Origin of the sequence: Janthinobacterium sp. AD80, assembly GCF_002878455.1 — a bacterium.
GTDB lineage: Bacteria > Pseudomonadota > Gammaproteobacteria > Burkholderiales > Burkholderiaceae_D > Janthinobacterium.
Genome location: NZ_NRDQ01000085.1, coordinates 19,903 through 41,989 on the forward strand (window position 1 = coordinate 19,903; position 22,087 = coordinate 41,989).

General features: G+C 65.6%; 16 protein-coding genes, 1 tRNA gene and 1 pseudogene. All 18 read right to left on the reverse strand.

All coding sequences use genetic code 11. The features are described from left to right. Window positions 1–76 precede the first annotated feature (76 nt). Window positions 77–151 (reverse strand) — tRNA-Arg (locus JaAD80_RS17270). A gap of 167 nt (window positions 152–318) precedes the next feature. Next, entirely contained in the window at window positions 319–1,056 is a 738-nt protein-coding gene (locus tag JaAD80_RS17275; RefSeq protein ID WP_102295801.1) for a PEP_CTERM-anchored TLD domain-containing protein, read from the reverse strand. 123 nt (window positions 1,057–1,179) lie between these two features. After that, window positions 1,180–1,572: a RidA family protein gene (locus JaAD80_RS17280; RefSeq protein ID WP_102295828.1), complete on the reverse strand. Its 393-nt coding sequence runs from the start codon at window positions 1,570–1,572 to the stop codon at window positions 1,180–1,182. Window positions 1,573–1,598: 26 nt separating this feature from the next. Further along, on the reverse strand, window positions 1,599–2,750 hold the full coding sequence (locus tag JaAD80_RS17285) for an acyl-CoA dehydrogenase family protein (protein ID WP_102295802.1): 1,152 nt from the start codon (window positions 2,748–2,750) through the stop codon (window positions 1,599–1,601). A gap of 1 nt (window position 2,751) precedes the next feature. After that, window positions 2,752–3,606 carry an enoyl-CoA hydratase family protein gene (locus JaAD80_RS17290; protein ID WP_102295804.1) on the reverse strand — a complete coding sequence of 285 codons (855 nt, stop codon included), beginning with the start codon at window positions 3,604–3,606 and terminating at the stop codon, window positions 2,752–2,754. 10 nt (window positions 3,607–3,616) lie between these two features. Beyond that, on the reverse strand, window positions 3,617–4,138 hold the full coding sequence (locus JaAD80_RS17295; protein WP_102295805.1) for a MarR family winged helix-turn-helix transcriptional regulator: 522 nt from the start codon (window positions 4,136–4,138) through the stop codon (window positions 3,617–3,619). 29 nt (window positions 4,139–4,167) lie between these two features. Then, window positions 4,168–4,956, reverse strand: coding sequence for an SDR family NAD(P)-dependent oxidoreductase (locus tag JaAD80_RS17300; protein ID WP_102295807.1), 789 nt, complete (start codon window positions 4,954–4,956; stop codon window positions 4,168–4,170). Window position 4,957: 1 nt separating this feature from the next. Then, window positions 4,958–7,333: a bifunctional salicylyl-CoA 5-hydroxylase/oxidoreductase gene (locus tag JaAD80_RS17305; protein ID WP_102295808.1), complete on the reverse strand. Its 2,376-nt coding sequence runs from the start codon at window positions 7,331–7,333 to the stop codon at window positions 4,958–4,960. After that, window positions 7,330–8,949 (reverse strand): AMP-binding protein, encoded by a 1,620-nt coding sequence (locus JaAD80_RS17310; protein ID WP_102295830.1) that lies wholly within the window; start codon window positions 8,947–8,949, stop codon window positions 7,330–7,332. Before JaAD80_RS17310 ends, JaAD80_RS17305 begins: the two co-directional genes overlap by 4 nt. A 98-nt stretch (window positions 8,950–9,047) precedes the next feature. Beyond that, window positions 9,048–9,761, reverse strand: coding sequence for a response regulator (locus tag JaAD80_RS17315; RefSeq protein ID WP_102295810.1), 714 nt, complete (start codon window positions 9,759–9,761; stop codon window positions 9,048–9,050). An 85-nt stretch (window positions 9,762–9,846) separates the two neighbouring features. After that, window positions 9,847–14,067: a two-component regulator propeller domain-containing protein gene (locus tag JaAD80_RS17320; RefSeq protein ID WP_258003051.1), complete on the reverse strand. Its 4,221-nt coding sequence runs from the start codon at window positions 14,065–14,067 to the stop codon at window positions 9,847–9,849. An 84-nt stretch (window positions 14,068–14,151) separates the two neighbouring features. Then, window positions 14,152–15,321 carry a patatin-like phospholipase family protein gene (locus JaAD80_RS17325; RefSeq protein WP_092798452.1) on the reverse strand — a complete coding sequence of 390 codons (1,170 nt, stop codon included), beginning with the start codon at window positions 15,319–15,321 and terminating at the stop codon, window positions 14,152–14,154. Window positions 15,322–15,688: 367 nt separating this feature from the next. Beyond that, the gene (gene ggt, locus JaAD80_RS17330) at window positions 15,689–17,473 is read right to left on the reverse strand and encodes a gamma-glutamyltransferase (RefSeq protein WP_102295813.1); all 1,785 of its coding nucleotides are present in this window, start codon (window positions 17,471–17,473) and stop codon (window positions 15,689–15,691) included. Between the two features lie 245 nt (window positions 17,474–17,718). Beyond that, window positions 17,719–18,477 carry a 3-hydroxyacyl-CoA dehydrogenase gene (locus JaAD80_RS17335; protein ID WP_102295815.1) on the reverse strand — a complete coding sequence of 253 codons (759 nt, stop codon included), beginning with the start codon at window positions 18,475–18,477 and terminating at the stop codon, window positions 17,719–17,721. Window positions 18,478–18,625: 148 nt separating this feature from the next. Further along, a complete protein-coding gene (locus tag JaAD80_RS17340) occupies window positions 18,626–18,973 on the reverse strand; it encodes an SMR family transporter (RefSeq protein WP_102295817.1) in 348 nt (115 codons plus the stop codon). Between the two features lie 33 nt (window positions 18,974–19,006). After that, window positions 19,007–20,440 (reverse strand): UbiA family prenyltransferase, encoded by a 1,434-nt coding sequence (locus tag JaAD80_RS17345; protein ID WP_102295818.1) that lies wholly within the window; start codon window positions 20,438–20,440, stop codon window positions 19,007–19,009. Window positions 20,441–20,442: 2 nt separating this feature from the next. Next, entirely contained in the window at window positions 20,443–21,633 is a 1,191-nt protein-coding gene (locus tag JaAD80_RS17350) for a hypothetical protein (protein ID WP_102295820.1), read from the reverse strand. 271 nt (window positions 21,634–21,904) lie between these two features. Further along, a pseudogene (locus tag JaAD80_RS30745) lies at window positions 21,905–22,087 on the reverse strand (hypothetical protein); the annotation flags it as partial.

The window sequence follows — 22,087 nt, forward strand, 5'->3', positions numbered from 1 at the left end:
GTACCGACAACTCGGCACCACCAGTACATTGCGGCCAGCATGAACTCAGGCCACCGGCGCGCGTTGCGTGGGAATGTGGTGTCGCCAGCAGGAATCGAACCTGCATTTAAGTCTTAGGAGGACCTTGTACTATCCATTGTACGATGGCGACACGCGCAGCGGCATTATACAGACAAGCGCACGCCATTGACAGCGTGGCAAGCGGCGAATCCCGTTCAGCCCGCATCGTTTGCCCTAGGGCAAGCCGTCAGGGTCGGCCCTGCCGCGACCGGACCCGGCTTTTTCGCCGCGCAGGGCAAGCTGCCCGCGCTGGAACGTTCAGGCCAGGCTGGCCGGACGCCTGCCGCGCCGCGCCACGACCAGCACGCCCAGCCCGGCCAGCAGCAGGCCATAGGTGGCAGGTTCCGGCACGGCGCTGATAGTGAAGATCTGGATGGCGCCATAGGTGATGTCGGGTGTCACGTAGACGCTGCCGTCAAGCAAGCTCAGGCGCTGCTGCGGCTGCATCGGGTCGGCGCTATAGCTGTACAGCCATGAATAACCGTTGTGCGTCAGGTCTTCCGGCACGTACAGGTCGTGGCCCAGGCCGAACGTGGGGCCCGTATTGGCCGCGTTATAGGTCTGGTAGGAACCCGTCGACTCGCTGTTTTCCTGGCTCAGCATCTGCCGGTGCAGGGCACCGCTGGTCAGATTGAAGAGGAAACCCGTGCGCTCGGCATCGCCTGGCGTCTGGTGGAAGTTTTCCGAGGAATTCCAGCTTTGCGGGTTGTAGCCACCGATCAGCCAGGTTTGTCCCTGGGCGTTCGTCGCTTCCATCACGGAAAAGGTGCGTCCCTTGCCGTCGGATGCCTTGTGGAAATCGGCCGACGTATCGCCCGCCGCCTTGCTGTAGATGTTCGTCAGCGCCAGGCGCCCTTCGCCCAGCCAGGATTCCAGCTGTCCCTGGTAGGCAGGAGACAGCAGCGATGGCCCGGAGGCGGCCTGTGCACTCAAGCAGAAACCCGCGCCAGCCACCGCCAGCAGGAAGACACTTGCCGTTCTGAATTTGTTTTGCATCTGCTACCTCGACTGTCAGTATTTGGAACCGGTGTATTTTCCGGTTGCTAAATATAACATAACAGATAATGTTTTTACATTCCTTATTTTGTCGCAAAAAGTGCAATATTGATAAAAAAGAATTCAATCCAGCAATACAGCAGTCACTTCGATCTCCACTCTTGCTCTGTCCTCGATCAGCCCGGCCACCTGCACCGCCGTCATGGACGGGTAGTGCTTGCCGATGATTTCCTTGTAAGCGAGGCCGATTTGTGGATACGCCGCCACATACTCTTTCTTGTCCAGCACGTACCAGGTCATGCGCACGATGTGCTCGGGCAAGGCGCCCGCCTCGGCCAGCACAGCAACGATGTTCAGCAGCGCCTGGCGCACCTGCCCCGCGAAGTCGTCCGTATGAAACTCGCCCTGCGCATCCCAGCCGATCATGCCGCTGACATAGACCGTGCGCCCGCTGGCGGCCACACCGTTCGCATAGCCGCGCGGCCGCGCCCATCCCGCTGGTTGCAGCACTTGCATCGTGTTCTCCTCGTTGTTCATGCGGTTCATGCGTGGCCCGCCTCGCGCAGCACTTCGCGCGCGATGATCAGCTGCTGCACCTCGCTGGCGCCTTCATAGATGCGCAAGGCGCGGATTTCCCGGTACAGGCGTTCGACCGGGTGGTCGCTGACGACGCCCATGCCGCCGAACAACTGCACGGCCGCGTCGATCACCTGCTGCGCCGTTTCCGTCGCCGTCAGCTTGGCCATGGCCGCTTCCTTCGTCACCTTGCGGCCCTGGTCGCGCTGCCAGGCGGCGCGGTAGGTGAGCAGCGCGCAAGCATCGATGCCGGTGGCCATCTGCGCCAGTTTGGCCTGCGTCAATTGAAAATCGGCCAGGGTCTGGCCAAACATCTGGCGCGCCGTGGCGTGGCGCAGCGCCTCGTCAAACGCGCGGCGCGCGAAGCCCAGGGCGGCGGCGGCCACCGAGGTGCGGAACACGTCCAGGGTCGCCATCGCCACCTTGAAGCCCTGCCCCGCCTCGCCCAGGCGCTGCGTGACAGGCACGCGGCAGTGATTGAAACGCAGGCGCGCCAGCGGATGCGGCGCGATGACGGCGATGCGCTCGGCGATCTCCAGGCCGGGATTGTCGGCGTCGACGATGAAGGCGCTAATGCCGCGCGCGCCCGGCGCCTCGCCCGTGCGCGCGAAGACCACGTAAAAGTCGGCGATGCCGCCGTTCGAGATCCACGTCTTTTCACCGTCGAGCACATACGCGTCGCCGTCCAGGCGCGCCGCGCACTGCATGGCCGCCACGTCGGAGCCGGCCTGCGGCTCGGACAGGGCGAAGGCGGCGATGCGCCTGCCGCTGGCCACGTCCGGCAGGTAGCGCGCCTTGTTCTCCGCGCTGCCGAACAGGCCGATGGCGCCCGAGCCCAGGCCCTGCATGGCGAAGGCGAAATCGGCCAGGCCGTCGTGGCGCGCCAGGGTTTCGCGGATCAGGCAAATGGCGCGCGTGTCGATCCGGCCATCGGCGCTGGCGGCATGCGCCAGCCAGCCGCCCTGCCCCAGCAGCGCCACCAGCGCGCGGCAAGCTGCATCGACATCGCTGCCGTGCGCGCCGTCCAGGTGCCGCGTCGCCCAGGCATCGAGTGCGGACTCAAGCTGCGCGTGCCGCGCGTCGAAAAACGGCCAGTCCAGATAGCTGGTATCACGCATGCTAGTTGCCCTCGAACTGTGGTGTGTCTTTCGCCACGAAGGCGTGGTAGGCGCGATGAAAATCATTGGTGGCCATGCAGATGGCCTGCGCCTGGGCTTCCGCCTCGATGGCTTCGTCGACGCCCATGTTCCACTCCTGCTGCAGCATTTTCTTGGTCATGCCGTGCGCGAACGTGGGGCCGCAGGCCAGGCCGGCGGCGAAGGTTGCCGCCGCTTCGGCCAGTTCTTCCGGCTCGACCAGGCGATTCAGAAAGCCCCAGCGCTCGGCTTCCGGTCCGCCCAGCGAACGGCCCGTGTACAGCAGTTCGGCGGCGCGGCCCTGGCCGATCACACGCGGCAGCAGGGCGCAGGCGCCCATGTCGCAGCCGGCCAGGCCCACGCGGGTAAACAAGAAGGCCGTCTTGCTGCGCGGCGTGCCGATGCGGATGTCGGAGGCCAGCGCCAGCATGGCGCCGGCCCCCGCGCAAATGCCGTCGATGGCGGCGATGATCGGCTGCGGGCAGGCGCGCATGGCTTTCACCACGTCGCCCGTCATGCGCGTAAAGGCCAGCAGGCCCGGCATGTCGAGCTGCGTCAGCGGTCCGATGATGTCGTGCACGTCGCCGCCCGAGCAGAAATTGCCGCCGCTGCCGGTGATGACGAGCGCCTTGACATCGTCCGCATGCGCCAGCGCGCGGAACAGGTCGCGCAATTCCGCATACGAATCAAAGGTCAGCGGATTCTTGCGCTCGGGTCGGTGCAAGGTCAATGTGGCGACGCCTGCGTCGACGGAAAACTGGAAATGCCGCGCCGCGTAATGACCCAAGCTGGCGCGGTTGCCAGGCAGGTCTTGCGGCTGGCCGGGGAGATGGCGCATGGTGCTTCCTTTATTTATCGATGGTGTCACGATCGTGTTCATTCAAGTGCTGTTTCATCTGCGACAGCAGCTCGATCAATTGCGTCTTGTCGTCCGGCGTCACGCCTTGCAGCAGTTCCGCGATCCAGCCCTCGTGCACCTTGGCCATCTCGTCGAACGCGCGCCGCCCGGCCGCGGTCAGCTTGACGCTGTACGAGCGGCGGTCCTTCGGGTCGACCACGCGCACCACCAGCTTTTCCTGCTCCAGCTGGTCGGTGATGCCCGTGATATTGCCGCCCGTGACCATCATGCGGCGGGACAGTTCGCCCATGCGCAAGCCGTCGGGAAAGCGCTCGAGCTGCGCCATCAGATCGAAGCGCGGCAAGGTGATGCCAAAGCTGGCGCGCAGGCGCGTGCGCACCTCGTTTTCAATTTTAACGGTGCACGAAAGCATGCGCAGCCACAGCTTGAGCGACTGGTGATGGTCTTGCGTGAGCCGGCTGGCCAGGTCCAGCACCGGTTCTTCCTGCGCATCCGCGCTGTCTTTATCCATGATTTTCCGTCGTTACCTGATTCAGTTAGCTACATGACTTCGCCGCCGGCGACGGCGATCGATTGTCCATTCATGGCGGCCGACGCGGGCAGGCAGAGCCACGCCACCGCATCGGCCACTTCCTGCGGCTGCACCAGCCGCTGCTGCGGATTGGCGGCGGCCAGTTCCGCGCGCGCCGCGTCTTCGCCGCGCCCCGTCTTGCGCACGATATTCTGCACGGCCTGCGCCACCATTTCCGTTTCCGTATAGCCGGGGCAGACGGCATTGACGGTGACGCCGCGCGGCGCCACTTCCAGCGCCAATGCGCGCGTCAGGCCGATCACGCCATGCTTGGCGGCGACATACGCGCTGACATAGCGGTAACCTTTCAAGCCGGCCGTCGAGGCCACGTTGACGATGCGCCCCCAGCCTGCTTCCAGCATGCCCGGCATGGCCGCCTGGCAGCAGTGAAACACCCCCGTCAGGTTCACGCCCAGCATCTGCTGCCAGATGGCCGCATCCGTCTTGCCAAACGGCGCCGCATGCGCCTGTCCCGCGTTATTGACGAGAATATCGATGCGGCCGAAATGCACGGCGGCCTGCGCGAAACCGGCCTGCACGGACGCTTCCACGGCCACGTCGAGCACGCAGATGGCGACCCTGCCCGCGTGGCCCGCCTCTTCCAGGGCGATGCGCGTGCGCGCCAAGCGCGCAGCATCGCGCCCGGCCAGGGTGACCCGGGCGCCAGCGCCCAGCAAGGTGCGCGCGCAGGCCAGGCCGATGCCGCTGCCGGCGCCCGTCACCAGCGCATGCCTGTCGATTAATTCTTGCGTCTTCATCTCATCCTTCCAGCAGCCGCGCGGCCACCTGTTGCGGGGTCAGCCCCGTGCTGGCGGCGGCCAGCTGGCGTTCGCGCTGCAGATTGCGCTCGAGCTGCTGCTGGCCCGGCCGGTATTGTTTGGGCCAGGCCGCGCCAGCGCCGGCATAGCCGATACGCGCCGCTTCCGTCAGGGTCCAGGCCGGGTTGGCCAGGTGCGGCCGGCCCACGGCGCACAGGTCGGCGCGCCCGGCGGCGATGATGCTGTTGGCGTGGTCGGCCTCGAAAATGGAACCGACAGCCATGCTGGCGATGCCCGCCTCGTTGCGCACGCGGTCGGCGAACGGCGCCTGGAACATGCGTCCGTACACGGGCTGTTCCAGCTTGCTGACCTGGCCCGAGGAGCAGTCGATCAGGTCCGCGCCGGCCTGCTTGAACAGGCGCGCGATGACGACGGCGTCGTCGGGCGTGATGCCGCCTTCGACCCAGTCATGCGCCGAAATGCGCACGCTCATGGGTTTATCCTGCGGCCAGGCCGCGCGCATGGCGCGCAACACGCGCAGCGGATAACGGCAGCGGTTTTCCAGGCTGCCGCCGAATTCGTCGGTGCGGCGGTTGGTCAGCGGCGAGATAAAACTCGACAGCAGATAGCCATGTGCGCAATGCAGTTCCAGCCAGTCGAAACCGGCGACGGCGGCGGCCAGGGTGGCGCGCACGAAGTCCTGCTCGATGCGCGCCAGGTCGCTGTCGGTCGCCGCGCGCGCGGTCTGCGACACGCCCGGCAAATACTGCTGCTCCGAGGCCGAGACCAGCGGCCAGTTGCCGTCCTTCAAAGGCAGGTCGATGCCGTCCCACATCGGGCGCGTCGAGCCTTTCGCCCCCGCGTGGCCCAGCTGCAGGGCGATCTTCGCGTCGCTGTTGGCGTGCACGAAATCGACGATGCGCCGCCACGCCTGCGTGTGCGCCTCGCTGTACATGCCGGGGCAGGCGGGCGTGATGCGCGCCTCGGCCGACACGCACGTCATTTCGGCAAACACCAGGCCCGCGCCGCCCATGGCGCGGGCGCCCAGGTGCATCAAATGGTAGTCGCCGGCCACGCCATCGACGGCGCTGTACTGCGCCATCGGCGAGACGGCGATGCGGTTCTTCAGCAGCACGCCGCGTAATTTGAACGGCGTGAACATGGGCGGCAAGGGACCGTCCGGCGCCGCCACGCCAGCCTGTTCGGCGGCGCGCCGCGCCAGCCAGTTCTCATAGTCGGCCACATAGGCGTGGTCGCGCAGGCGCAGGTTTTCATGCGAGATGCGCTGGCTGCGCGTGAGCATGGAATAGGCAAACTGCGGCGCTTCCATGGCGCTGTAGCGCTCGACGTTTTCAAACCATTCCATGGAATTGCGCGCCGCGCTCTGGATTTTCAGCACCTCGACGGCGCGCGCCTGCTGGTAGGCGGCCAGCGCCGCACCAACCGCCGCATGCTGGCCGAAGCAGCGCGCCAGTTCGATCGCGTCTTCCAGCGCCAGCTTGGTGCCCGAGCCGATCGAGTAGTGCGCCGTGTGCGCCGCGTCGCCCATCAGCACGACAGGCACGCCGTCGTGCACATGCACCCACTGGCGGCAGACGATGCGCGGGAAGGTGATCCACTGGGCCGAGCCGCGCAAGTGCGGCGAATTGCTCAGCAAACCCTGGCCATCGAGTTCCTCGGCGAACAGCGCCTCGCAAAAGGCGATGCCCTCTTCCTGGCTCATGGCGTCCAGCCCCGCCGCGCGCCACACGTGTTCGGGCGTTTCGACGATGAAGGTCGAAGTGTCGCCGTCATACTGGTAGATATGCGCCTGGAACCAGCCGAATGGCGTCTGGCGGAAGGCAAACGTAAACGCCTCGAATTTCTTGCGCGTGCCCAGCCAGACGAAGCGGCAATGGCGCTGCTCGACCTCGGGCTGGTAGCTGGCCGCATAGCGCGTGCGGATACGGCTGTTCAAGCCATCGCTGGCGATCACCAGGTCGGCGCCGTACTGGCGCGCGATGGCCTGGTCGTCCTGCACTTCCGTCTCGAAGACAAGTTCCACGCCAAGTTCCTCGCAGCGCGCCTGCAGGATGTTGAGCAGGCGCTTGCGGCCGATGCCGCAAAAACCATGGCCGCCAGAGCGTACGGTCTGGCCCTTGAAGCGGATCTCGATATCGTCCCAGTGGTTGAACGCCTGCAGGATGGCGCGCGCCGTTGGCTCGTCGGCATTCGCCAGGTTGCCCAGGGTCTGGTCGGAAAACACCACGCCCCAGCCAAATGTGTCGTAGGGGCGGTTGCGTTCGATGACGGTGATGCGGTGATCCGGGTGCTGCTTTTTCATGAGCAGGCTGAAATACAGGCCGGCGGGACCGCCGCCGATGCAGACTATATTCATGGGGTGTCCGTGCGGAGTTTGAAACGCTGCAGCTTGCCCGTCTCCGTGCGCGGCAGGGCCGGCAGGAAGCGGATGGCGCGCGGATATTTGTAGGGTGCGATCTGCTGACGCACGAAGTCCTGCAGTTCGGCCGCCAGCGCGTCGCTGGCCGTCTGGCCATCCTTGAGCACCACGTGCGCCTCGACGATCTGGCCGCGCTCCGCATCGGCGCGCCCGACCACGCCGCATTCGGCCACGGCCGGATGGCGCAGCAGCGCCTCTTCCACTTCCGGGCCGGCGATGTTGTAGCCGGCCGAGACGATCATGTCGTCGCTGCGCGAGCGGTAATAGAAATAGCCGTCGGCATCCATCTCGAAGGTGTCGCCCGTCAGATTCCAGCCATTGACGACGTAGTCGCCCTGGCGCGGGTCGGCCAGGTAGCGGCAGCCGGTGGGGCCTTTCACGGCCAGGCGGCCCGTCACGCCGGGCCGCTGCGGTTCGCCCGCGTCATCGACGATGCAGGCCTGGTAGCCGGGTATGGCCTTGCCGATGGCGCCGCGGCGGATGCCCTCGCCCGTGGCGGCAATGAAAATGTGCAGCATTTCGGTGGCGCCGATGCCGTCTGTCATGGCCAGGCCGGTGGCCGCCTGCCAGGCGTCGCGCGTGGCCAGCGGCAGCGCTTCGCCGGCCGACACGGACAGGCGCAGGCTGCGCAAATCGTGCTGCGCGGCCAGCGGCGCCATCTGGCGGTAAAAGGTCGGCGCCGTGAAGCAGATGCTGGCGGCGTAGGTATCGATGGCGCGCAGCAGGCTTTCCGGCGTGAGCTTTTCCAGCAGCACGGCGGACGCGCCGAAGCGCAAGGGGAACAGCAGCAAGCCGCCCAGGCCGAAGGTAAACGCCAGCGGCGGCGTGCCGATGAAGATATCGTCGGGGCGCACCTGCAGCATGGAACGGGGAAAACAGTCGCAGATGGCCAGCAGGTCGCGGTGCATGTGCATGGTGCCTTTGGGAACGCCCGTCGTGCCCGACGTAAAACTGATCAGGCAGACGTCGTCGGCCGCCGTGTCGTGCGCCGTGAATGGCGCGGCATGGGCCGCCATGCGCCGCTCCAGTTCCGCGCCGTCGCCGCCAAAACACAGCATGGGCGGCAGGCCAGGCACGGCATCGAGTTCGCCGCGCAAGCCCTGCGCGCACAGCACGGCGTTCACTTCGGCCTTGGCCAGGATGGTGGACAGTTCGCGCGCGCGCAGCAGCGGCATGGTGGGCACGGCGATGCAGCCGGCCTTCAGCACGGCCAGCAGGCAGGCGGCCATCATCGGCGTGTTCGCGCCGCGCAGCAGCACGCGATTGCCGGGGATCAGGCCCAGGTCGGCCCGCAGCACATGGGCGATGCGGTCCACCTGCTGCTGCAGCCGGGCGTAGCTCCAGCGCTGGCCGTCCGCGTGGATGGCGATGCGCGCGCCGCCACCGCCGGCGACGGCCGCATCGAGCAGCGCGGCGACGCAGTTCAGGCGCGGCGGATAGCGCAGCTGCGGCAAGTCAAAACACAGCTCTGGCCACAGCGCGCGTGGCGGCAGGTGGGCGCGCGCAAAGTCGTCCTGGGGCGTGGCGGTGGTAGGCGAAGGGTCGCTGCTCATGCTCATCCTGGCTGGTGGCGGGCGCATGGCAATGCCCCCGGAAGCAGATACTTTAAACCTAAAGTATTTTTCCGGCAAGCAGAAAACGCGGGGATGCGCTAGCCGGCGGCGCCATCCTGCTGGCGCAGCAAGTGCGCCTGCTGCGCGGCGCTGCGCGCCAGCAGCGCCAGGACCAGCGGCAGCTGCGCGCCATCGAGCACCGCCGCCTGCAGCAGGGCCGCCATCGCTTCGGCCGCCCCATGCAAGCCCAGGGTGCGGCAGCCCAGGTGCAGGCGTTCGAGCTGCTGGCGCGCCTGTACCGGTTCGCCGCTTGCCAGCAAGGCCTCCACCTGCGCGCCGGCGGCGCCGATCTGGCCCTGGAAGCCGGTCAGGTAGGCCAGCAGGCGTTCATGGTCGATGGCCAGGCGCTGCACCGTCGCCAGCGGCGCCTCGGCTGGCAGGACATCAGTGTCGAAACAGGCGTCGATATGCTGGCGCACCTGCTCCGGCTGGAAAGGCTTGACGATGTAGCCGGCGGCGCCCGCCTGCACGGCGTCGCGCACGGTGTCCTGGTCGTTGGCCGACGACACCAGCACCAGCGGCATGGCATCGAGCGCGCTGTCGGAGCGGATTTTTTGCAGCAGTTCCATGCCCGACAGGCGCGGCATGCGCAAGTCGCAGAAGCACAGCGCCGGACGCAGCCCGCCTTCGAGCTGTTCCCAGGCAGCCGCGCCATCCTCGGCTTCCACGATATCGTGTACGCCGCAGCTGTCGATCAGGTGCATCAATACCATGCGCGAAACGACATCATCGTCAACCACCAGTACTTTCATTCCAGTCTCCATTGCCGGCACTATCGGGTGTCTGCACGTATTCTACCCAGTTTCGCCGCGTTGCCCCCTGGCGAAATTGCATATTTTACATTTCCGTGCCCGAAACGGCGATTTGCGCCAGCAAGGCGCGCAGGCGCGGCAAGTGCAGGGCCACCTGTGTCCAGCGCCCACCATCCGCCGCCTCCTCCATTTCCGTGCACAGCAGGTGCAGTTCCGTCTCGTCCAGATAGGCGGCGCTGCCCTTCAAGCCATGCAGCAAACGCCCGGCGCCGTCCTGGTCCTGCGCCGCCAGCGCGGCATCGAGTTCCTGCAGCCTGCCTTCCAGGTCGGCCACGAAGGCGGCGCGGATACGCCGCTGCAGATCGCCGCCACGCCCGGCGTGGGCTGCTGCCGGCGCCGGCTCGGCCGGCGCGATGCCAAACAGGGCATCGAGTTCGGCCTGGCCGCGCGAGACCTTGCGCGGCACGCTGGACGGCATGCGCGGCAGCATGAAGCCGCGCTGCAGCTGGCGCTCGATGGCGCGCGCCAGCAAGCCATGCAGCGCCGCCTCGTCCACCGGCTTGCTGAGGAAATCATCCATGCCCACGCCCAGGTAGCGGCTGCGGTCTTCTTCGCTGGCATTCGCCGTCAGGGCCACGATCATCAGTTCCTGGTCGCGCACCGGCTGATCCGGCCAGCCGCCCACGCGGATCAATCGCGTCGCCGTGGCGCCGTCCATCTCCGGCATGCGTCCATCCATCAGGATCAGGTCATAACGCGTGTGCACGCAGGCCGCCACGGCCAGCATGCCATTGGCCACCACGTCGACCCGATGGCCCAGGTCCTCCAGCATGACGCGGATGATGATCTGGTTGGTCGGGAAGTCTTCCGCGCACAGCACGCGCAGCTGGTGGCTGTGCGGCGCCAGCGCCACCTGCGGCACCAGCGGCGGCGCCACGCCGTCGGCCAGCGGCAGGGTAAAGGTGAAGATGCTGCCCTGCCCCGGCGTGCTGGCCACCTCGATCTCGCCATGCATCAGCTCGACCAGCTGGCGGCAGATGGCCAGGCCCAGGCCCGTGCCGCCGTAGCGCCGCGTGGTGCTGGCGTCGGCCTGCTCGAATTTCTGGAACAGGCGCGCCATCGCATCGGCGTCGATGCCGATGCCGCTGTCGCTGACGGTAAAGCGGATCAGGTTGACCTGGCGCCCGCCACCGCCGGCGGCCAGGCCGGCCCGTTCCACGCTGACGCTGACGCTGCCGCGCTGGGTGAACTTGAAGGCATTGCCGACCAGGTTGACCAGCACCTGGCGCAGGCGCGTCGGGTCGCCCACGACGAAAGGCGGCAAGTCGGGCGCGAAGTCGATGGCAAAGTCGATGCTGCGCGCGGCCGCCTGCTCCTCGAACAGGCTGACCACGTTTTCCATCGTCACGCCGAGCGCGAAGTCGATGTTTTCAATACTCAGCTTGCCCGCCTCGATCTTGGAAAAATCCAGCAAGTCGTTGATGATCACCAGCAGCGACTGGGCATTGGCCTGGCCGCGCAGGATCTGCTCGCGCGTGGCATCGTGCAGCTGTTCGTCGCGCAGGGCAAAGCCCAGCATGCCGATCACGCCGGCCAGCGGCGTGCGCATTTCGTGGCTCATGTTGGCAAGGAATTCCGATTTCTGCCGCGTCGCATCCTCGGCCTTGCGCTTGGCCTGGCGCAGGCTTTCCTCGTTTTTCTTCAGGCTGCTGTTGGCGCGCGCCAGTTCATCGGACTGCGCCAGCACCTCGATTTCCTTGATCTGCAGCTGGGCGTTCTTCTGCGACACCTCGGCCGTGCGTTCGCTGACCTGTTTTTCCAGCTTGGCCTGCTGCTGCCGCACGATGCGCATGCGCTGGCGGTAGATGCCATAGCCGGCGCCCAGCAGCAGCGCCGCCATCAGGGTGCGGAACCACCAGGTTTTCCAGAACGGCGGCAGGATGGTGATGGCCAGCGTGGTGCCGCTTTCATTCCACACGCCGTCCTTGTTGGCCGCCTTCACGCGGAACACATAGTTGCCGGGATCGAGATTGGTATAGGTGGCAAAGCGCCGCCCCGCATCCGTCATGACCCAGTCCTGGTCGAAGCCTTCGAGCCGGTAGGCGAAGACGTTGCGCTGCGGCGCGGCGAAGTGCAGCGCCGCGAATTCCAGCGAAAACACGCTTTCGCGGCTGGTCAGGGTCAGGTTGCGCGTGTGGTCGATGGCCGTCTTGAGCACTTGCGCGAACTCGCCGCGGCCGATGGCCACCGGCTTGTTGAAGATCTGCAGTTCCGTCACGGCCACCAGCGGCGGCACGCGGTTGTCGTGGATATCCTGCGGCACGAACGCCGTCATGCCGTTGAAGCCGCCGAAATACATGGTGCCGTCGGCCGCGCGCAGGGCCGCGCCATCGAAGTAGGAGCCTTCCACCGTGCCGTCGGCGCTGTCGTAGTTGCGGAACAAGCCGCTGCGCATGTCCAGGCGCGTGATGCCGCTGTTGGTGCTCAGCCACAGCTGTTCGTTGTCGTCGCCCAGGATGCTGGCAACGGCGTCGTCGGCCATGCCGTCCTTGCGCAGGTAGCGGCGGAAGCGGATCTCGCCCTTCGCATCGACATCCATGCGGTTCAAGCCATTCGCCGTGCCCACCCACAGGACGCCGCGCTGGTCTTCATGCAGGAAATGCACCTCGTCGTGGCTGAGGCTATGGGGGTTTTGCGGATCGTGGCGGTAATGGCGGAATTGGCCGCTGGCGCGGTCGAGCAAATCCAGCCCATGGAAGGAACCGATCCACAGCTGGCCCTTGCGGTCTTCCAGCACGGGCCGCACCATGTTGTCGGACAGGCTGTTCGGGTCGGCCGGGTCGTGGCGGAACGTGGTGAAGCGCTTGCTCACCGGGTCGTAGCGGTGCACGCCGCCGCGCGTCGAGACCCACAGCATGCCGCTGCGGTCGCTCACGATGTTGCGGATGGTGTCGCTGTTCGGATCGCCGGCGGCGAAATGCATGGTAAAGAAGCGCCCCAGCGCCGGATCGAAGCGGTGCAGTCCCGTGGAGCCGCCCACCCACAGCACGCCGTCCGGCGCCTTGTACAGGGTGGTGACCTGCTCGTCGCGCGACATGCCGGGCGCGCTGCGCAAATCGAACAGCCGCGAGCTGCCGTCGCGCGTGTCATACAGTTTCAGGCCGCCCTTGGTGGCCAGCCACAGCTTGCCGTTGCCCGCATCGGCCACGGCGCGCACTTTCTTGTCGGCCAGCGCGCCCACGTCGCCGGGCGCGCGCACCATGCGCGAAAAGCCGCCGCTGCCCAGGTCGACCCGGCTCACGCCGTTGTACCAGGAGCCGACCCAGAAGGTGCCGGCGCGGTCGCGGTACAGCGACGACAGCTGGTTGTCGGCGACGCTGTACTTGTCGCCCGTCTGGTGGCGGTACTGGCGGAAGGTGTCCGTCTCGGGCACCCAGCGGAACAGGCCGTCCGCATTGCTGCCCAGCCAGACCGTGGCGTCGACATCCTGGTACAGGCTGGCCACGCGGATGGCGGCAAAGCCCTGCTGCTCGCTGAGGCGCAGGCGCGACTGCGGCGGCTTGCCGGCCTCGCCCAGGCGCCAGCGCTCGGCGCCGGCCATGGTGCCGATCCACAGGTTTTGCTGGCGGTCGACCAGCAGCGACTGGATGACGTTGTACTTCGAGCCGGGCACCGCGTCGACGGCATAGTGCTCGAAACGCTCGCTGCCAGGCGCCAGCATGTCCAGCCCCGTCACGGTGCCGATCCACAGGCGTTTTTGCGCGTCCAGCGCCAGCGCCTTGATCTCGTTGTCGCCCAGGCTGTGCGGATTGCCCTCTTCATGGTGCCAGGTGCGGAAGAGGCCCGTGGCGGGATCGAAATGCTGCAAGCCGTCCGAGGTGGCGATCCAGAAACCGCGCGCGCCATCGTCAAGGATGGCATGAATATGCCGGTTGCCATTGCCGCGCTTGCTCTTTTCGGCTGGCGCATAGTGAATGAAAGTCTGGGTGGCGGCGTCGAAACGGTCGAGGCCATTGTCGGTGCCGATCCACAGCCGGCCCTGGCTATCGACGTGCAGTTCGCCGACCCAGTTGTCGGCCAGGCTGGTCTTGTCGCCTTCGATATTCTTGTAGACGACCATGCGGTAGCCGTCGTAGCGGCTCAGGCCGGACTGGCTGCCGAACCACATATAGCCTTGCCGGTCCTGGGCGATGGCCAGCACGGATTCCTGCGCCAGTCCGTGCTCGACGCTGAGCTGGTCGAAACGCAGGGTGGGCGCAGGCGCCGCCCATGCCCAGCCACTGAATAGCAGACTGAATAACAACACCACATCGCAAGCACGTCGGAATACCAGCACAATCGTCCTGTCAAAAAAACGCGAAATTTCCGGGCAAAGCGTCCGGGGGCCGTCTCAAGAACCAAAAAACGCCAGTACATCGTCCTTGCGGGCCTGCGTATCGCGCTGTCCAAGACGGATCAGCTCGTTAGTATACGTCGATTCAAACAATAAATACGATGCCAGCGCCGCGCCGCGCGCTTCGGCCGCGCCGATACCCGACAACATGGTGCGGATGGGACGGGGCAAACTGCCGATATGCCGGCTGGCGATGGCGTCGAGCCGCTCGGACGGCGCGATGACCAGCAGCTCCACCGGACGCAGGGCCGTCTTGCCCAGCAATTCGGGCGGCAGCATCGACAGGGTCAGGTTAATGCGGTTCAGGCGTTCGATATCGACGGCCAGTCCGTCGAGGAAGATCGACGACAGCGCATGGCCGGCGATCTGCGCCAGGCTCGGGTAGCGTGCCGATTCGGCCGCGCCCGGCGCCGGTTCCGTCATGCGGCCGGCGCCCACCACCAGCACCTTGTTCGCGCCCAGGTGGATGGCCGGTGAAATCGGCGCCAGCTGGCGCATCGAGCCGTCGCCGCAGTATTCGCGCTGGCCGCCCACGTACAGGGGCACGGCTGGGAAAATGAAGGGAATGGCCGCCGATGCCAGCAAGTGCTCGACGCCGATCTGGTCCGGCAAGGCCAGGCGTTGCGTGCGCACCCACGGCGCGATGTCCTCGGCCGTCTGGTAAAACGTCATGTGGCGGCTGCCCGAATACGAGGATGCCGTGACAGCCAGCGCATGCAGCAGGCCGTCGGCCAGCGCCGCGTCCAGGCGCGGCAGGTCGAGCATGCGGTGCAGCAGGCTGACCAGCGGGGTATTGTCGAGCAGGGAGTTGGGCGGCGACGCGTGCCACTGGCGCAGCAGCCAGCCGAACGACAGCAGGGACAGCCAGCGCGCGCCCGAGCGCAGCACGCCCAGCGAATCGGCGCGGTAGACTTGCTCGACTTCGATGTGCTGCCATACGTCGAGCAGTTTTTGCACGCCTTCGCCGAAGTTGTCGGCACGGCAGGCCAGCGCCGTGGCGTTGATGGCGCCGGCCGAAGTACCGCAGATGATGTCGAAGGGATTGCGCGCCGGCGCCCAGCCCGCTTCCCACAGAATCGCCGAAATCGCCTGCAGCACACCCACCTGGTAGGCGGCCCGGGCGCCCCCTCCCGTGAGTATCAAGCCTGTTTTATTTTGCATTCCCATGCCGGCAGATTAGCAGGGTCAAGTAACCCTTGGGAAATTTTTACTAATTTATAGCGAACCGAAGCGCATGTGATACAAGGCGCCCGCCGCGACGCACTGCAAGCACTGCTAGCGGTGAGCAACGCCGTAGCGCGCCGCTTATGGAAGCTAGAAATAATAAAAATTTATTAAGGATTACTTACATGCTTTGTGGAAAAGTTTGAAAGGTAGACGCCAGTTCCTGCAGGTCTATTGTTGGCAGCACGGCGCCGGACAAAACCGTAGCGAGCGGAAGGGAGAGGTGGCCAGGAAGCGCAACCGTACTCCAGTACGGTGAGCATCGCAGGCCGCCTATACCGACGCGCAGCAGGTTTGGTCCGGTGTCCCCCTAATCACCCCTGACCATGCCCTCACGCCGTGGATCCGCGCCCCCGAACCAGAAATCCTGGCCATGCGCGTTCAGGCGCATGATGCCCTGCAAGCCCGAGTTCTGCTCGATGACGCGCACTTCATGGCCCATGGCTTGCAGCGCCTCGACCTGGGCGGCCGGCGCGCGGCCCTTTTCCAGTTCCGTCGGACCATTGCGGCTGCCGAAGTTCGGCAGGCTGATGGCCTGCTGCACGTTCAAGCCCCAGTCCATGGTGCCGACCAGCACCTTGGCGACATAATTGATGATGGACGAGCCGCCTGGCGATCCCGTCGCCAGCACCAGCTTGTGCGTGCCCTTTTCAAATACCAGGGTGGGCGACATGGCGCTGCGCGGACGCTTGCCCGCCTCGACCCGGTTGGCGATCGGGCCATCGGCATCGCGCGAATCGAACGAGAAATCCGTCAGCTGGTTATTCAGCAGGAAGCCGTCGACCATCTGGCGCGAACCGAACGCGTCTTCCACGCTGGTGGTCATCGACAGGCCGCCACCAAAGGCGTCCACCGCTACCAGGTGCGACGTCGACGGGCGCTGCAGCGCGTTGTCCATGCCCCACGCCACCTGCATGCCGGGCGGCGTGCCGGGCAAGGCGCGGCCCATGGATTTGTCGCCGATCAGGGAAGCGCGCTGCGCCAGATAGGTTTTATCGAGCAGGGAGGCGACGCCATTGCCGGGCAGCGGCACGAAGTCCGTGTCGGCCACGTAGCGGTTGCGGTCCGCATAGGCCAGGCGCCCCGCTTCCGAGAACAGGTGAATCGCCTGCGCATCGAGCACGCCGTCGACGGGCGCGTACGGGCCGATATCCTTCACTTCCAGGATGCCCAGCATCTGCGCGATGGCGATGCCGCCCGACGATGGCGGCGGCATGCCACACACGGTCCAGGCCTTGTAGTCGCTGCACACGGGTACGCGCACCTTGGCCTTGTAGCCGGCGATATCCTGCGCCGTCAGCTTGCCCGGATTGCTCGGATGCGCAGCCACCTTGGCGGCGATGTCGCGCGCGATGCGGCCGTTGTAAAAGGCATCGGCGCCGCCACGGGCGATTTCGCGCAGGGTGCGCGCCAGCTGCGGGTTTTTCAGCACGTGGCCGACGGGCCAGGCCTTGCCGTCTTTGTCATAGAAATACGCGGCGGCGACAGGGTCGCGCTTCAGGGCCTGGTCCCAGTTCAGCAGGCCATTGAGGCGCTGGCTGACGGGAAAGCCGCCGTGCGCCAGCTTGATGGCGGGGCCGAACAAAGTCGCCCACGGCAGCTTGCCGTGTTCCTTGTGCGCCAGTTCAAGCATGCGCAGCACGCCCGGCGCGCCCACGGAGCGCCCGCCCACCACGCCCGTGGCGCGCGAGACGGGGCTGCCGTCGGCATTCTGGAACAGGTGTTCGTCGGCGGCGGCCGGCGCCGTTTCGCGTCCGTCGAACGCCTGTACGCCCTTGGCGGTGGAGTACAGCAAGAAGGCGCCGCCGCCGATGCCCGACGATTGCGGCTCGACCAGGGTCAGCACCAGCTGCGTGGCGATGGCCGCGTCGATGGCGCTGCCGCCCTTTTTCAGCATCTGGTAGCCGGCATCGGCGGCCAGCGGATTGGCGGCGGCAACCATGAATTTGTGCGCCGCCCAGCCCGTTTTTTCCGCATACGCGGTGGCGATTTCCGGCGCCTTTTGCGGCACTTCGGCAAAGGCGAAGGTGGCGGGAATGGCAGCCAGGGCTCCCAGCAAGGTCAGGCTCAGCGCCAGCGGCTTCAATGTGATCATGGATTCTCCGATAAAAAAAGGGCGCACAGCCGAGCAAGGCCGTACGCCCCATACGGGGGTATCCTACATCAAATGCCCGAAACGGCGCTGCCGCCATAAGCGTGCCTGGCAATGTACAGGGCCAGGCGCGTGGCCGAAGACAGTGCGAATGGCACGAGATCTGGCAAGTCCGGGCTCCTGCCTTTTTCCCCCGCAGCAAAAGTGCCGGGGTCTGCTTTCGGATCAAGCCGGCTTATTTCGCGCGCTTACTTTGGCTGCATGCGGATGGCGCCGTCCAGGCGGATGGTCTCGCCATTGAGCATGACGTTTTCGACGATGGCTTTCACCAGTTGCGCGTATTCGCCGGGCTTGCCCAGGCGCGACGGGAACGGCACCATCTTGCCCAGCGCATCCTGTACTTCAGCCGGCATGCCCAGCAGCATCGGGGTTTCGAAAATACCGGGCGCCACGGTCATCACGCGGATGCCGTTGCGCGACAGGTCGCGCGCCATCGGCAGGGTCAGGCCCACCACGGCCGCCTTCGACGAGGCATACGCGGCCTGGCCGATCTGGCCGTCATACGCGGCCACGGAGGCCGTGTTGACGATGATGCCGCGCTCGCCTTCGGCCGTTGCGTCCTGCTTGGCCATGGCGTCGGCCGCCAGGCGGCACATGTTAAAAGTGCCCACCAGGTTGATGTTGACGACTTTCTGGAACAGCGCCAGCGGATGCGGGCCATCCTTGCCCACGGTTTTCACGGCAGGCGCCACGCCGGCGCAGTTCACCAGGCCGCGCAGGGTGCCCAGTTTCGTCGCTGCAGCGACCACGGCCAGGCCATCTTCCTCGGACGTCACGTCGCACTGGACGAACACGCCATTGAGCTCGGCTGCCAGCGCCTGGCCCGCCCCGGTCTGCACGTCGGCCAGCACGACCTTGCCGCCCGCCGCCGTCAGCATGCGCGCCGTGGCCGCGCCCAGGCCCGATGCGCCGCCCGTGATGATGAATACATTGTCCTGAATCTGCATGAAGTCTCCTGAATGGTGATGGCCGTGTGCCCGGCGCGGAATGAATGTCGCATGATGCCACAGTTGCGCTTACGTTTACGTAAACGTAAGCCTTGGGTCAATTGTAGCCACTTTTGCCGGGCAGATCAAAAGCTGGGGCGCGGACCGCTCAGGCCGGGCGCGACAGGACAAAGGCGCCGGCCGTGATCAGCACGATGCCGGCGATCTTGGACAGGCTCAGGCCTTCTTGTAGGGCGAGGCAGCCGAGCAGCGCCACCAGCAGCATGGTGATGGCCGTCATCACGGGGTAAGCCAGGCTCATCTGCAATTTTTCCAGCGCCACCGCATAGCAGACAAAGCCCAGCGCATACGCGCCGCCGGCGCCGCCCAGCCACAGCAGGCGCACCAGGCTCAGGCCGCTACCATACTGGCTGGACATTTTGATCAGGAATGTGGCGGCGGCGCTGGCGACGGCGGCCAGCGCGCACCACAGATAGCCTGCGTGCACTGAATTCATACGCTGTCTCGATTCGGGTAAGGGAGCGCCAGTCTACAGGCTGGCGCCGACGGCCAGCAGCATGCTGGCGGCAATGATGCATAAACTGACGGCATCTTTGCTGACATACAACACCGGATCTTCATTGACTTCGCCGCGGAACGACAAGGTCCACAGGCGTCCCAGCCAGAACACCAGCAGCGGCACGATGCCCAGCAAGAAATACGGACGCGTGTACAGCACCAGCACGTTTTCGGAATTGAAGTACAGCATGAACACCAGCAGCGAAATGAAACCGCTGTTGACGCCCATGATGCCGATCGGCGCCTTGTCCGCCGTCGTGTAGTTGCGCCCGTTGGTCTTTTCCTTGCCCTGCCGTTCAAGATTGAACAGTTCGCTGTAGCGCTTGAGCAAGGCGAGGCTGAGGAAAATGAAGAAGGAAAACGCCAGCAGCCAGAACGACGGCTCGATATGCGTGGCCGCGCTGCCGCCCAGGATGCGCAAGGTGTACAGCATGGCCAGGGTGACGATGTCGACCATCAGCATGCGCTTGAGCTGGATCGAATAGGCCAGCGTGGTGATGAAATACACGACCACAACCAGCAGCAGCAAGGGGTCGAACACGGCGCACAGGGCCAGCGCGGCGAGGGCCAGCAGCGGACTGGCCAGCATGGCGACGGGCAGCGGCAGCTTGCCCGAGGCGATCGGCCGGTGGCACTTGACGGGATGGCGGCGGTCGTCGGCGGCGTCGAGCGCGTCGTTGAGCAGGTAGGCGCTCGATGCGCACAGGGAAAAAGCGGCAAACGCCACCAGTGCCTGCACGAATGCGTCCAGGTTCAGCGCGTGGCCGGCCAGCATGGGCACGAAGACCAGCAGGTTTTTCAGCCACTGACGGGGCCGCATCGCCTTGAGCAGGGGCGCCCACCAGCCCGTGCGCGGGGTGCCGGCCGACTGCGTAATGAGGCCGCCGGCCAGGCGGAAAGGCTTGCGCGTGACGGAAAACGCGTCATTGCTGGCATTCCAGACGGCGATATCGACGCTGGCGTTGCCGATGTAGTCAAAGCCCTTGTTGCCAAACGCATCTTTCAGCTGCGCCGCCTTGTTGTGCGACGTCAGGTTGATGCCGCCTTCCGTCGCCAGCACTTTGCCGAACAAGCCCAGGTGGCCGGCGACGAGGTCGGCGAAACGGCGCTGCGAGCCCGTCGCCAGCACGATCAGCCGGCCCTGCGCCCGCTGCAGCATCAGTTCGGCCAGCAAGATCTTATCGTATGGCAAGGCGGCTGGATCGAGCTCGACCATGGAGGCGATTTTTTCCTTGAAGCCCGCCTTGCCGCGCAACAGCCAGAATGGCAGGCGCCACAGCTGCAAAAAGCGCACCTTGATGAAGATCAATATCGATTCCCACAGCAGATCCGAATGGATCAGGGTGCCGTCGAGGTCCACCACCAGCGGCACGGCCGCCGGCTCGCGCATCATGTATTCAGCCATGCTTACCTTTCGGGCGACATTTTCAGGAAACGGTGGGAAATCCAGACGCTATCCTCGTTGGCCGGCACGGGGGCGGCCAGCGCGCCCATGCGGGCACTCAGGGAGCACAGCATCAGTGCCATGGCCACTGGAATGAAGGCATCGAACTGGCGCGCCTCGTTGAACTGCCCCACCAGCGCCGTCATGGCGACCAGGCATGGCAGGATCAGGGCGCAGCGGCGCAGGGAGGACGGCGCGTGGCGCCAGCCGGTCGCGGCCAGCGCATACCACAGCAGCAATGGCGCCAGGCTGTACACCAGGCCGCGCGTATCGTGCAGCAGCAAATTCAAATTGAAGGCCAGCTTGCCGCCCTCCCACGCCTGGTGGGCGGGCAGCAGCGAAAACATCAGCATGCGCACCGTGGCGTACAAGGCCATTTGCAGCAGCAGGAAGGCGGCCAGCGAGCGCAAGCTCATGCGGCCGAGAAACACCACGGCGCTGGCGACGATCAGGAACAGGGTGATTTCATGGTTGAACGTGCCTGCCACCAGCATCGCCAGGTAGGGCACCAGCTCGCGGCGCATCAGGTGATACAGGCAGAAGGAATACACGAAGATGATGCCGATATCGTAGAAGGTGTAGTAGTTGAGGGTGGGCGCCCACATGCACAGCACGATGAACTGCCCGATGAAGGCCAGGTCGCGGCGGATGAACAGGGTGGCAAAGCGGCGAACCGACCACAGCATCAGCACCACGGCCAGCACCTGCGACCACAGGAAACTCTGGATGGCGCCCAGCTGCGGCATCGCGTATTGCAGCACTTGCGCCGGAAAAATGAACATCACACGGTGCTGGAACGGCGGCGTACCCTGGTAAGCCATGATCTTGTCGATCACGTACCAGCTGCGCTGCACACCGAAATGCATGAGGATGTAGCCGAACACGGCCGCGTACAGGACGAACATCGCATGGTCGAGCCAGTCGCTGCGCTCGGCCACCGGGCGCCGCAAGCGGTACAGCACCAGCGCGGCCGTCAGGGTAAAACTGGCCCACAGGATCAGGCACAGGCTGAGGAGCGCCTGCAGCTTGGCGATATAAAAGCCCAGCGGATGCCGGTCCGCATGCGCCAGCAGCTGGTTCAGCGGCGACCACGAACGGCCCTGGTAGGCCTGCGTCACCAGCGCATCACCGGCCAGGAAACCCCAGGCAAACAAGGCAAGAGCACAGCAGGACAACAGTGCTAGCAGCAGACGAAGACGGGCAAGGTTCATTTCAGGTATCGGGAAGGGACTTGGAGTGAGAATTATAAAATAGACATTTTTATTGTCTCATGATCTATATAAATAAACAATTAAATAAACGATGGCCAAGCGCGGCACCCTCCTGTTGCCGGCGCGGCCGGGCGCGCGCCGTCACGCAAGCCTGGCTGCACGCCGGCTTGCGCCCTACCTTGACGAAGAAACGCCGGCTGGCGTTAGACGTGGATCAGAAACATTGGATAAAGGCGCCGTTGCGGTGGCAGATGCGGCCATTGGCGTCCAGGGTGGCATTGCCGGCGCCGTTGTAGCGCGCGCCTGCCGCGTCGCGGCAACCACCCAGGTCGCAGGAACCGACCGGCCGCGGCGGGCCGGGCATGGGAACGGCGGGGCTGGCTGGCAGGGGCGGCAT